Source organism: Nostoc sp., assembly GCF_036917655.1.
Taxonomy (GTDB): domain Bacteria; phylum Cyanobacteriota; class Cyanobacteriia; order Cyanobacteriales; family Nostocaceae; genus Nostoc.
Genome location: NZ_JBALCY010000048.1, coordinates 1 through 13420, shown reverse-complemented (window position 1 = coordinate 13420; position 13420 = coordinate 1). Strand labels below are relative to the sequence as shown.

At 44.7% G+C, this 13420-nt stretch carries 10 protein-coding genes; 6 read left to right on the top strand and 4 right to left on the bottom strand.

Going from position 1 to position 13420, the window contains the following annotated elements:
* Window positions 1-97: 97 nt before the first annotated feature.
* The gene (locus tag V7K30_RS17675) at window positions 98-1777 is read left to right on the top strand and encodes a hybrid sensor histidine kinase/response regulator (protein ID WP_335001395.1); all 1680 of its coding nucleotides are present in this window, start codon (window positions 98-100) and stop codon (window positions 1775-1777) included.
* Window positions 1778-1813: 36 nt separating this feature from the next.
* Here the strand turns inward: V7K30_RS17675 and V7K30_RS17670 are convergent, their stop codons facing one another.
* Both V7K30_RS17670 and V7K30_RS17665 read right to left on the bottom strand, forming a co-directional pair.
* Window positions 1814-2272 carry a DUF29 domain-containing protein gene (locus tag V7K30_RS17670; protein ID WP_335001393.1) on the bottom strand — a complete coding sequence of 153 codons (459 nt, stop codon included), beginning with the start codon at window positions 2270-2272 and terminating at the stop codon, window positions 1814-1816.
* A gap of 277 nt (window positions 2273-2549) precedes the next feature.
* Window positions 2550-3659, bottom strand: coding sequence for an S-(hydroxymethyl)glutathione dehydrogenase/class III alcohol dehydrogenase (locus tag V7K30_RS17665; protein WP_335001392.1), 1110 nt, complete (start codon window positions 3657-3659; stop codon window positions 2550-2552).
* 290 nt (window positions 3660-3949) lie between these two features.
* On the opposite strand from V7K30_RS17665, the gene V7K30_RS17660 reads away from it, so the two are divergent.
* The 3 genes from V7K30_RS17660 to V7K30_RS17650 all read left to right on the top strand — a co-directional run bounded on the left by V7K30_RS17660 (window position 3950) and on the right by V7K30_RS17650 (window position 8961).
* Window positions 3950-5233 (top strand): valine--pyruvate transaminase, encoded by a 1284-nt coding sequence (locus V7K30_RS17660; protein WP_335001390.1) that lies wholly within the window; start codon window positions 3950-3952, stop codon window positions 5231-5233.
* A 102-nt stretch (window positions 5234-5335) separates the two neighbouring features.
* Entirely contained in the window at window positions 5336-5917 is a 582-nt protein-coding gene (rimM, locus tag V7K30_RS17655) for a ribosome maturation factor RimM (protein ID WP_335001388.1), read from the top strand.
* 662 nt (window positions 5918-6579) lie between these two features.
* On the top strand, window positions 6580-8961 hold the full coding sequence (locus tag V7K30_RS17650; RefSeq protein WP_335001386.1) for a phosphoketolase family protein: 2382 nt from the start codon (window positions 6580-6582) through the stop codon (window positions 8959-8961).
* Between the two features lie 339 nt (window positions 8962-9300).
* On the opposite strand, the gene V7K30_RS17645 is transcribed toward V7K30_RS17650, so the two are convergent.
* Window positions 9301-10074 carry an AIM24 family protein gene (locus V7K30_RS17645; protein WP_335001384.1) on the bottom strand — a complete coding sequence of 258 codons (774 nt, stop codon included), beginning with the start codon at window positions 10072-10074 and terminating at the stop codon, window positions 9301-9303.
* A gap of 44 nt (window positions 10075-10118) precedes the next feature.
* On the bottom strand, window positions 10119-10217 hold the full coding sequence (locus tag V7K30_RS34275) for a zinc-ribbon domain-containing protein (RefSeq protein WP_442941073.1): 99 nt from the start codon (window positions 10215-10217) through the stop codon (window positions 10119-10121).
* A 202-nt stretch (window positions 10218-10419) separates the two neighbouring features.
* Here V7K30_RS34275 and V7K30_RS17640 point away from each other — a divergent pair, with 202 nt between their 5' ends.
* A complete protein-coding gene (locus V7K30_RS17640) occupies window positions 10420-11154 on the top strand; it encodes an LssY C-terminal domain-containing protein (RefSeq protein WP_335001382.1) in 735 nt (244 codons plus the stop codon).
* Window positions 11155-11499: 345 nt separating this feature from the next.
* Complete coding sequence (locus V7K30_RS17635; RefSeq protein WP_335001380.1) at window positions 11500-13179, top strand: DUF1565 domain-containing protein; 1680 nt, start codon at window positions 11500-11502, stop codon at window positions 13177-13179.
* Window positions 13180-13420: the final 241 nt, after the last annotated feature.

Below are 13420 nucleotides of genomic sequence, written 5' to 3'. Positions count from 1 at the left end.
CATCAAAGTTAAGATTACGATTAAGAGTAGGTGTCTGCTAAAACCTACCCGCTTTACCTGAGTTTTGCACAGACTTCCCTTTTGTTCGGAGTTGTTTATGAAAAATATATTACAAGCCTCCATCTCTCAAGAACAGAATTCACATCAGAGCTATAGTATTTCGTCTTACAATAGGCTGCTTTCGGTTGTGAAGGATTTGGCTTGTGTGCGGACTATTGAGGAAATTATTGAGATTGTGCGTTTGGCTGCTCGCGATCTCACAAATGCTGATGGAGTAACTTTTGTACTGCGGGATGGTGAATGTTGCCACTATGTCGATGAAAACGCAATTGGGCCACTTTGGAAAGGTATGCGTTTTCCGCTCAAGTCTTGTATCTCCGGTTGGGCAATGCTCAATAAACAAGCAGCCGTGATTGAGGACATTTACCAAGATGCTCGAATTCCTCTTGATGCCTACAAAGTAACTTTTGTCAAAAGTTTAGTGATGGTTCCCATACGGGTTTCTGATCCATTGGGTGTGATCGGAGCCTACTGGAGTACACCACACCGAGCCACGCCTGAAGAGATAGGACTGCTTGAGATTCTGACCGACACTACAGCAGTTGCGATATCGAACGTTCAACTTTTCCAGAAACTTACGAACCAAAACGCCCTTAAAGACAAATTCATTGCGATGCTAGCTCACGAGCTGAGGAATCCCGTTGCCCCCATCTCGAACGGGGTTCAGCTTCTCAAGTTGAAAGTGGGCGAGACTGGCGCAGTTGGGGAAACAGTTTTAATGATGCAACATCAGATTAAGCACCTCTCAAAATTGATCGATGAGCTACTCGACGTATCGTCCATCACCTACGGGAAGATTTCATTAAACCTTGAGAAGTTTAATCTGGTAGATTTGGTTCGCCAGAGTCTCAATGACCATGCACAAGTAATAAAAAGATTGAACCTTACCGTAGTAGAAGACCTGCCAAACAAGCCTGTTTGGGCTTATGTTGACTCCACCCGCTTCTTCCAAATCTTTGGGAACCTTGTTGATAACGCCTTAAAGTTTTCAAAGCCAGGTGGGATCATCTGGGTGGATCTCTCAGTTATGGCAGGTGAGAATGGCTCAGGCAGTGTGGCGATCTTATCTGTAAGAGATTTAGGTATAGGAATAGACCCGACAATGTTACCAGAACTCTTCGAGCCATTTACCCAGTCCGATCGCAGCTTAGATCGTTCGAGGGGCGGGCTAGGTTTGGGACTCTCGGTAGTCAAAAGTCTTGTGGAACTTCATGGTGGTAATGTTGAAGCCTCAAGTAGAGGGATCAATTTGGGAGCAGAATTCAAAGTCACTCTTCCTGTATGCGAAGAGATTACAGCCTTGGATAACGACCTGGAGATTATAGAGGCGGCTAAAAAATCATTGAAGATTTTAGTCATCGAAGATAACGAGGATTCAGCCGTATCATTACAAGCAGTGCTTGAATATTTTGGGCATGAGGTTTACATTGCCAACAATGGAATTTTAGGGGTAGAAACCGCAAGGCGAATTGAGCCTCATGTGATTATTTGTGATATCGGACTTCCCGAAATGGATGGATTCGCCGTTGCACAAGAACTGAGTAAAGACTCCAAATTTACTCGCTCAATTCTGATTGCGCTGACCGGCTACGGTGCCCAGGAGGATCGCGAACTTGCGCTTCGGGCTGGTTTCAAATGCCACTTAACCAAACCTGTAGACTTTGAAATACTTACCGCAGAAATTGATCGATACTTTGATAGAGTATTATCAAGTTGACAAATTTTGCTACTTGCGAATTTTGACTCAGGAGTGTCAATTCATTAAACCATCTGTGGTAGACTCACCTGGATAAAAGCGATCGCTCAGAATTTCATCAAAAGGATATAAACATTGCTTGGGAAAAGTTGAGAGTGGCAGATTTATTTCTCCTGATGCTAAATCCCTAGCGTTTTGATAGGATTCCTGGAGCGCTTCTTCAAGATAAGACTTCAGGCTAGGATTTTCGCTCAACAACTTGAGAATTTCCCGTCTTTGTACTCTAATTGTCGCTAACCAACTACGACTGCGTAGCTTTGGTTGATATTCCCATTTGAGCAAATGTCCAATTATTATACTAAGACGATTTCTCAATTCTTGGCGTTCCTTTCTTCCCAAAGATTCGATTTCCTCAATTAAATTAGGCAGGTCAAGCTGGTTCCATTGGTGATGACGCAGAAGGTTAGCCTGTTGTTGAGTCCAAGTATAAAAGTCATTTTCGTAGAGGTTTGGCATCAGGTTTCCCTCTGTTTTCCCTAATTATAGTAAAGACTCATAAATGTGCATTGGTGTCAACTTCAGGTGAAAGCCTGTCCTAATAAATTTCTCTAGTTCCCAGACTCTGGCTGGGAATGCTTATTGTGAGGGCTGCCGCCTCCTGAATTTGCGGCAGAGCCGCTCTTAATGCATTTCCAGCCAGAAGTTGGAAAGGAGAATTTTCTCTCGTGTTCTGGCTGAAGTTGACATGCATTACAGTTGATTGTGTTTTGAGAAAAAGCTTTGAATCTAACAGCTAAAAAGTCACCACACTGCGAATTGATTCACCTTTGTGCATCAATTCAAAAGCATCATTAATTTGCTCAATAGGCATAACATGGGTAATCAAATCATCAATGTTTATCTTACCTTGCATATACCAATCAACAATTTTCGGCACATCTGTACGCCCTCTAGCGCCACCGAATGCTGAACCTTTCCAAACGCGCCCAGTTACTAATTGAAAAGGACGAGTACTGATTTCCTGTCCAGCACCAGCAACACCAATAACCACGCTGACGCCCCAACCTTTGTGGCAGCATTCTAATGCTTGACGCATAATTTTGACATTACCGATACATTCAAAGCTGTAATCAGCACCGCCTTTGGTTAAATCAACCAGATAGGGAACTAAATCACCCTCAACTTCTTGGGGATTGACAAAGTGCGTCATGCCAAACTTTTCTGCCAAAGCGCGTTTGCTGGGATTCAGATCCACCCCGACAATCATATTCGCTCCCACCATCCGCGCCGCTTGGATGACATTTAAGCCAATACCACCCAAGCCGAAAACCACGACATTTGCTCCCGGTTCCACCTTGGCAGTATTGATGACTGCACCAACACCGGTAGTCACACCACAGCCAATGTAACAAACCTTATCAAATGGGGCGTCTTCCCGAATTTTTGCCAAGGCGATTTCTGGCAGCACCGTATAGTTGGCAAAAGTCGATGTACCCATGTAATGATGAATCATCTGCCCATTGAGACTAAAGCGACTGGTGCCATCGGGCATAACACCGCGTCCTTGAGTTAAGCGAATGGCTTGACAGAGATTAGTTTTGAAACTCAGACAATATTCGCACTGGCGGCATTCGGGAGTGTAGAGGGGAATCACATGATCCCCTGGTTTCAGACTAGTGACACCAGCACCCACCTCCACTACCACACCAGCACCTTCATGTCCCAAAATTGCCGGAAACAAACCTTCGGGATCGTCACCAGATAAGGTAAAGGCATCGGTATGACAAATCCCGGAGGCTTTCACCTCAACTAACACTTCCCCGGCTTGTGGCCCCGATAGTTGAACGGTTTCAATCGTCAACGGCTTACCTGCGCTGTAAGCTACTGCTGCTTTAACTTGCAACGTCAGCCCTCCTGTATAGTTTTTTGACGTTCTTCCCAGTGCTGAAGCACAGGGATTCTTTCACTTAAACATAAACATATTGAGCGCATGATACACTTTTGTATCACTTCATCGTATTTACTAAGCACGATCGCCGCTATAAGGATAAATATCACTTTGTTAAAATATCATTCTCTAGCTAGATTGGTTAAAGGCGGCAACAGCTGTTTTGGCAACGATGTAAACTTGATGTCAGCAGCAACCCCCAAATAATTTGTTCACCCCTCAATTAATACATTTTGTCACAGCTTATGAACCCTGCCCTAACTCAAATTGGCGCTCAAATGTCCAACCTGACTGGCGTAAGAGCAATCATGAAGGATATTATCGAAACATTACGAGCGGGTGCAGGGCAGCAGTTTATTAATTTGAGTGCTGGTAATCCGTTGATTTTGCCAGAGGTAGAGCAGTTATGGCGGGATTGTACTGCACAGCTTTTGGCTAGCCCAGAATATGGTGAGGTAGTTTGTCGCTACGGCTCAAGTCAGGGCTATGCACCATTTGTGGAAGCGATCGCTAATGATTTTAACAAACGCTACGGGTTAAACTTAAGCGATCGCAATATTCTTATTACCCCAGGTAGTCAAACCCTCTACTTCTACGCCGTCAATAGCTTTGGTGGCTACACCCCCAGTGGCGAGTTAAAACAAATCGTTTTACCCCTCAGTCCTGACTACACAGGTTACGGCGGTATCTGCTTAGTTCCAAAAGCCTTAATCGCCTACAAACCGACTCTCGATATCGATGCAGCTGCCCACCGATTTAAATATCGCCCCGACTTCAGCCAACTGTCGATTACCGAAAACACGGGTTGTGTCCTCTTCTCTCGCCCCTGTAATCCCACTGGTAATGTTCTCACTGATGATGAGGTGAAAAAGATTGCTGCCTTGGCTGCGCCTTATAATCTGCCCGTGTTAATTGACTCGGCTTATGCGCCTCCCTTCCCAGCATTGAACTTTACCGAAATGACACCAGTGTTTGGTGATAATATCCTCCACTGCATGAGTTTATCGAAAGCCGGATTACCAGGAGAAAGGATTGGGATTGCGATTGGGGATGAAAAGTGGATTGAGGTGCTGGAGTGTTTCCAGGCAAATATGAGTCTCCATTCTTCACGTTACGGCCAAGCGATCGCAGCTTTTGCAATCAATTCTGGTGCATTAGTAGAAATTTCTCACACTGTCATCCGTCCGTTTTATCAAAATAAGTTTACCGTTTTAGAAACCAGCTTAGAACAAGCGATGCCCAAGAATTTACCTTGGTTTCTCCATCGCGGTGAAGGGGCAATTTTTGCTTGGTTGTGGTTAGAGGATTTACCCATCAGTGATTGGGAATTTTACCAACGCCTCAAGCAAGTAGGTGTGATTATTGTCCCTGGAAGTACCTTCTTCCCTGGTTTAGAGGAAGAGTGGGCGCACAAGCACCAATGTTTCCGCATCAGCCTCACCGGCAGCGATGAGGAGATTGCCACTGCTATGCAACGTTTAGCAAAAGTGGCTGAAGAAGCTTATCAGCGTGCAGTTGTGAGTGCTTGAGTTAGGAGAGACGCGATTAATCGCGTCTGTACAATTAATCGCGTCTGTACAGGAGTTAGGAGTTATAAGAATTCTTTCCCAATACCAAATGACAAATGACAAATGACAAATCAAGATAATTGGCTAGAAATTGGTAAGATTGTTTCCCCTCAAGGATTGTCTGGGGAATTACGGGTTTATCCTGTATCTGACTTCCCTGAAAGATTTCAGGTGCCGGGAAAACGTTGGTTGTTGCGTTCAGGTGAAACAGAACTACAACCAATCCAATTATTGGCAGGACGTTATATCAGTAACAAAAACTTGTATGTGATCAAATTAGCTGGTGTGGAAAATTGCGATCAGGCGGAGGCGTTACGCGGTTGTAAGTTAATGGTGCCAGCAAGCGATCGCCCTCAATTAGGCGAAGATGAATATCATGTCCTCGATTTGATTGGTTTGGAAGTTTTCATGCAAGCATCTGGCGAACTCGTCGGTACAGTGGTAGATATCATTGCTGCCGGGAATGATTTGTTAGAAGTGAAGTTGCATGAATCATTTACTACTGATAAACAACAAATCACAAATCACAAAAAGCAAAAGACTGTTTTGATTCCATTTGTGGAAGCGATCGCACCAGTAGTAGACTTGAAATCTAATCGCATTGAAATTACCCCACCGCCTGGTTTGTTGGAAATTAATAATTAGGTCATTTCTCGATCTGCCTCTAGCTAGTTTCGCTGTACTGGATATTTCAAGGGGAAGCAAAGCTTAAAGCATGAGAAAATTAGAGTACACACTCTATCTATTAATCTAGTAAATGTGGCAATGCTAGGCTTTCTTATCAAATTGTTGTTATGGATAGGCAGCGATTAATCCGAAAATTAGGAACTCTTTCTCCTAATTATTTATTAATGCTAAAAGTAGCATTAGAGTATATAGCATTTCCTAATGACATGAAGTACATCATAGCCCCCTATCGAAGAGCGGGGAGGGGGTTGGGGGTGGGGTTCTTGTACCTCACTCAAGTGAGAACCGCTATAGTTTAGAACTAGATAATTATGATCAAACAAATACATATTTATAAGTAAGTGGGTCAAATTAAATATAAAACCTCACCCTGCCTCCGGCTTCCCTCTCCTTGGTAAAAAGAGGGATTGAGGGTAAGGTTTTATCTTATATTTATAGTATTAATCAATAGCGTAGGCGTCGCTCGTCGTAGACATCGCTTTCCATTCTGTGCCAAGAAAGAAGAAATTTAGTCACAAAGGCTGAGAAAATTTTTCATGGGTAGATGGCCATCAGCTTAAAAATAAGTAAGATTACATACTGATGAGTTCGTCAAAATCCTTTTGGAATGGAGTGTCGAAATGACATTAGCAACGACTCCACAGACAAAGCCTTTAACACATGAAGAATTACGTCAGATAAACGCCTACTGGCGTGCAGCTAACTATCTTTCGGTTGGGCAGATATATCTACTCGACAATCCGCTACTCAGAGAACCGCTAAAGCAAGAACACGTCAAACCCAGGCTTTTGGGTCACTGGGGAACAACACCGGGGCTGAACTTGATCTATGTTCACCTGAATCGGGTCATCAAAAAATATGACCTAAACACGATCTATATTGCTGGCCCTGGTCATGGAGGCCCTGGACTGGTAGCCAACACCTACTTAGAAGGCACTTACACCCAGTATTATCCCAACATCTCCCAGGATGCTGAAGGAATTCAGAAACTCTTCAAACAATTCTCTTTCCCTGGTGGTATTCCCAGCCACGTTGCACCGGAAACCCCTGGTTCGATCCACGAAGGCGGGGAACTAGGTTATTCCCTCGTCCACGCTTTCGGTGCTGCCTTTGATAACCCTGACTTGATCGTTGCTGCTGTTGTCGGTGACGGCGAAGCTGAAACAGGTGCTTTAGCGACTAGCTGGCATTCCAACAAATTTCTGAACCCCGTGCATGATGGGGCTGTACTGCCGATCCTGCACCTGAATGGGTATAAAATTGCCAATCCAACAGTATTGGCACGCATCAGCCATGAGGAATTAGAAAGCTTATTGGTTGGCTACGGCTACAAACCATACTTTGTCGAAGGTGACGATCCCGCAGACATACACCAGCAGATGGCGGCGACTCTAGATATAGTGATCGCCGAAATTCAAAGCATCCAAAGAGAAGCCCGTGTACATGGTTTCAGCGAACGTCCCCAGTGGCCGATGATTATCATGAGAACCCCCAAAGGTTGGACAGGCCCCAAGGAAGTGGATGGTAAAAAAACTGAAGGTTCTTGGCGATCGCACCAAGTTCCCTTGAGCAACATCGCCAAACAGCCAGAACACCTGAAACTTCTAGAAGATTGGATGAAGAGTTACAAACCAGAAGAACTCTTCGACAGCAACGGCAAGCTGATTCCCGAACTAGCAGAACTGGCTCCCAAAGGACATCGACGCATGGGTGACAATCCCCACGCTAACGGCGGTATTTTGCTGCGCGACCTGAAGATGCCCGACTTTCGAGCCTATGCCGTAGATGTTTCCCAACCAGGAAAGGCGATCGCAGAAGCTACCAAAGTTACCGGCAAATTCCTGCGCGATGTTATGCAACTTAACCAAGAAAGTAGCAATTTCCGCATATTTGCCCCCGACGAATTGGCATCAAATCGTTTGGATGCCGTGTTGGAAGTCACAGATAGAACTTGGGTAGCCGAGATTTATCCTGAAGATGACCACCTTTCCCCCAACGGTCGCGTGATGGAAATTCTCAGCGAACATTGTTGTCAAGGATGGTTAGAAGGCTACCTCCTCACAGGACGTCACGGGCTGTTCACTTGCTACGAGGCATTTATCCACATCATTGACTCGATGTTCAACCAACACGCCAAATGGTTGAAAACTACCTTAGATATTCCCTGGCGTAAACCGATTGCTTCCCTCAATTACCTACTCTCCTCCCACGTTTGGCGACAAGACCACAACGGCTTCTCCCACCAAGACCCCGGTTTTATCGACCATGTGATCAATAAGAAAGCAGAGATCGTGCGCGTGTATTTGCCCCCCGATGCCAACACTTTGCTATCAGTAACTGACCATTGTTTAAGAAGCCGCAACTATGTCAACGTTATCGTTGCTGGAAAGCAACCAGCATTGCAATACCTCAACATCGATGCTGCTATCAAGCACTGCACCAAAGGCATCGGTATTTGGGAATGGGCAAGCAACGATAAAGGCGGTGAACCAGATGTAGTGATGGCTTGTGCTGGGGATATTCCCACCTTAGAAACCTTAGCGGCTGTAGACATATTGCGCCAGCACTTCCCTGACTTAAAAGTGCGGGTAGTGAACGTAGTCGATTTAATGACACTACAGCCAAAAAGCGAACATCTTCACGGTTTGAGCGAAAAAGACTTTGACACGATTTTCACCACAGACAAACCCATCATCTTTGCCTTTCATGGCTATCCTTGGCTGATTCATCGCCTAACCTATCGCCACACCAACCATCATAACTTGCATGTGCGTGGCTACAAGGAAGAAGGAACTACCACTACTCCCTTTGATATGGTTGTGCTTAACGATCTCGATCGCTTTCACCTAGTAATGGACGTAATTGATCGCGTGCCAAAGCTAGGATATAAGGCAGCTTATGTCAAGCAGCATCTGGAAGATAAGCTAATCGAACACAAGCACTACATTGATAAGTATGGCGACGATATGCCGGAAATTCGTGACTGGAAGTGGCCCTATTAAGAGGATACAAGGGAGACAAGGTAAAATTTTCTCCCTTGTATCCGTTGTCTCCCTTGTTTGTTTTTATCACCTGTCATTAATAGGACTTACGCAAAACTACACGCTGTAGGGGCAATTCATGAATTGCCCCTACGGGAAATCAGGGCTTTCACCGCCTTTTTGCGTAAGTCCTGATTAATGTAGGCTCACAGATTTAAGGGACTTCCAAATAAGAAAATATCTCATCCCTGCGGGACGCTACGCGAACGCTCTGAAAGCAGGGGAGATATTAGCTCTTAACAGGGAGACGAAAAGTCGTACTGAAGTCCAGAAATTTGATAATTTATTTTTTGGAATTCCCTAACCGAAATTACTGCTGCCACCGACTTGAGTTGCTCCCTCAGATGCAGGAGGGTGATAAGTCATAGATTGTAACCCCAAGCGACCAGGGCCAATAAAGCGGTTAAGGGTAAATGAAATGCCGCCGAGCATCACCCCAATCGCTCCTAAAATGCCGCCACTGGATTGCAAGGCCGTCACCGTCTCCATCTTGACTGATGAGTCTTTCCACAGCCATGCCCCTGGCTCTACATCCAACACCTCTCCAGGAGCAAGGTACTTTTCAAAAACATTGCCGTAACCGTGGATTATAAGCAACCCCCCTTGTTGCTGTCCAATGAAGCGATCGATGAATAATCCGCCACTACGGCTAAAAAAGAGGTTCGCCAGCCCTCGCTGGAAAAAGAAACTGTACTCAATATTACTGGTAGCTAGCAAAAACTGATGTTCACGTACATCCACTGTCTGTCCACGCTCTAATTGCAGCACTACAATCTGTCCTGGTGCCTCACGAGAGAAAGCGATATTTCCCGGCCCATGTGCTTCACTGATGAAAATTTGCAGTCCAGCAAAGAAACGCTTGGCTGCCCCTTTTAAACCTTTGACACCAAGACGAACATTGGGATGTTTCCACAGTAGAATATGATGTTCAAAGTAAACTGATTGCTGTTGTCCCAGATGGACATCTACCACAGGTACTACTTCTCCTTCTATTCTTAAATTTAAGTCACCTGAATGAAAGGTTTGTTGGGGATTTCTCAATTCTGGTATCGGTTCACTGTTGAAGTCAGACATAGTATGATCTCGCAGATAGTTTTTTGGAAAATCACTGAGCTTGCCTATAGCGACATCATTAACGGGATTGCCTTGCCGCAGGCGCTACAGAGCTTGTTACCAAGTGGGTACTGATGGTTGCAATAGGGACAGAAATTTATCATTACGGGTATGCTAACTTACAATCACCTTTCTTACCTTATTTTTAACAGTCCCAAGTTACAGGTTTTGATAATATTCTCCAACAAGATTTATCCACAGGTAAAAGTCAAAAAGATGAACACTTCCAAAGTTTTTCTGAAATTTTGTTTCAAGGATGCGATGATTAATTAAAAAAGGAAATATAGCATTCTCACTCGAATTCAAATGGAAAAAGCCTCTAACTCAAATATAGACCCACGCCCAAAACATCGGCATTGGTTTTGGTACGCTTTTGGGACGTTAGTTAGTTTAGTAGGCTTATATGGACTGGTGAGTTATGTCGTTTTACCAAAACTGTGGCGTCACTACGAACATAACCCAAAGCTGGAACATTCTCCGAAAATGACGCAAACCGCAGAAGGTATCTCTGGAGATCCGCTGAATATTGAATTTATAGGTACGACGGCAGAAGTAGTGCAGACACTACTGGCCGCAGGTTGGTATCCAGCAGACCCGATCACCTTACGCTCAAGTGCTGGGATTGCTAAAAGTGTTCTCCTCAAGAAATCTTACCCAACTGCACCTGTGAGTAATTTATATTTGTGGGGACGCAAACAGGATCTGGCATTTGAACTACCCGTAGGCAATAATGCCAAGCAGCGACATCACGTGCGCTTGTGGCAATCGAACCACTTGAGTAGCGAACAAAGACCTCTATGGTTAGGTTCAGCGACATTTGATCAAAGTGTCGAACTTAGCCACCACACAGGACAGATTACTCACCACATTGATGCAAACATTGATCGAGAAAGAGATAACCTGGTTAAAAGTATTGGCAATACACACCAGATTGCCCAATTATATCAAGTGACAGGTATCGGAGCCACATGGCAAGGTCGTAATGGAGGAGGCGACGGATATTACACAGATGGGAAAGTAACTATTTGTGTACTTCAATGAACAGTATTCCCCAAACAAAACATTAAGTCTTTTGTCTATAGCGGTTCTCAGTTGAGTGAAGTACAAGAACCCCATCCCCAACCCCCTCCCCGCTCTTCCAGAGGGGGCTATGATGTACTTCATGTCATTAGGAAACGCTATAATCCAGAGCCTGTTAATCTCAAAAATCAAGTATGGTCATGGCCGCAACACTATTTAAAATAGTTTGACTTAATGAAATCCAAAAGCATTTACGTAATTTTTTAACTTGGCAGTGACAAGTACTTTAAGTAACTTAATGCATCAACTGCTACTCACTTTTATGGTTAGCGTTAGGATAGCTATGTATTTTTTGGAAGTATAAATATGGCTCAGACTTTTTATGTAAATCCAGTATCAGGTAGCGATACTAACCTTGGTAGCCAACAAGCCCCGTTCAAAACTATTACCCAAGCCCTCAAGGTAGCTACAGATAACACTAAAATTCAACTAGCAAATGGGAATTATAATGCTGCTAGCGGTGAAGTCTTTCCGCTAACGGTTCCATCTAGCGTGACAGTGGTAGGTAATGAAACCAATAAAGGTAATGGTATTTTGATTGAAGGAAGTGGTAACTACCTGAGCCGTACTTTTGCTGGTCAGAATGTCACATTTGTGCTGCTGGATAAAGCTGAACTCCGGGGGGTGACTGTAACAAATCTGGCTAGCCGTGGTAGTGGTGTCTGGATTGAATCAACTGCCCCTACTGTTGCTAATAGCACCTTCACTAACTGTAAGCGGGAGGGAGTATTTGCTACAGGCGAAGCTAACCCAGTTATTCTAGGTAATGTGTTCAGTGAAAATGCAGCTAATGGGATTGCGATCGCTAAAAATTCCAAAGGTCAAATTCAAGATAATACCTTGTTCAAAACAGGTTTTGGCATTGCCATTAGTGATACTGCATCACCCATACTTCGAGATAACAAAATTTCCGAAAATCGTTCTGGAATTGTCATCTCTGGCAGTACTCGTCCGGTATTGCGTAACAATGTCTGTGAAAATAACACTGACGATGGGATCACCGTAATTGGAAGTGCCCTACCGGATATCGGCAGTACCAATAATCCAGGCGGCAATACTCTACAAAATAACGGTAAATTTGATTTGCAAAATGCCAGTTCCAACAAGCTGGTTTCCGTAGGAAATAAAATAGATGCGTCTAAAGTCACCGGAAACGTAGAGTTTGCAGATAGTTCGGTTCCGACACCCACGCCCACTCCCACTCCGACACCCACTCCGACACCCACGCCCACGCCTACTCCGACACCAATACCCATTCCCACGCCTACTCCCACGCCTACACCAACGCCCACGCCTACTCCGACTCCCACGCCGACACCCACTCCCACTCCCACTCCCACGCCTACTCCGACGCCGACACCAACGCCCACGCCCACGCCTACTCCCACTCCGACACCTACGCCTACTATAGAATTAACCGATATTGCGAATCATTGGGCAGGTGAGTTTATTCGGGAATTAGTAAAATTAGGGATAGTTAATGGTTTTCCCGATCGCACATTTAAACCCGATGCGACAATGACACGGGCGCAATATGCCGCATTACTGGTAAAAGCTTTCAACCCATCACCAAACCGCCCCGTGGTCAAATTCAAAGATGTACCCGCAGACTTCTGGGCATCCAAGGTAATTCAGCAAGCATATCAAGGTTTATTTCTCTCTGGTTTTCCCGACAATAGCTTTAGCCCCAACAAAAATATCCAGCGGGTGCAAGTGATTGTCTCTCTAGTGAATGGATTGGGGTTATCTGCTGATGGTACAGCATCTATCAAAGCTTTCGATGACCAAGCAAAGATTCCTGATTATGCCAAGGATCAGGTCGTAAAAGCTATAGACAAGGGGATTATCGTCAATCACCCGAATCTCAAACAACTCAATCCTACCCGCGATGCTACACGCGCTGAGGTAACTGTGATGGTATACCAAGCTTTGCTAGACGCTAGTCGTGTAGCGGCGATCGACTCACCTTATATTGTGACTGCTTGATTGGTCAACTAATTTAGTTTGCAAAATCGGATGATTTTTGTAGGGGCAATATCATGTCCGCTTGATTACTTATAAAACCCCAAGAACCCCAGCCCCCTTCCCTTCAAGGGAAGAGGGTAGAGTTCGCACTTTAATCCTCAACCAACGACAACTCAATATCCATGTAGGTGAGGAAATCTAGCCGAGCATTAGCCTAGACAGCTAGAGGAGAAAGGGGAAATATTCAAAGCATAACTTGAAT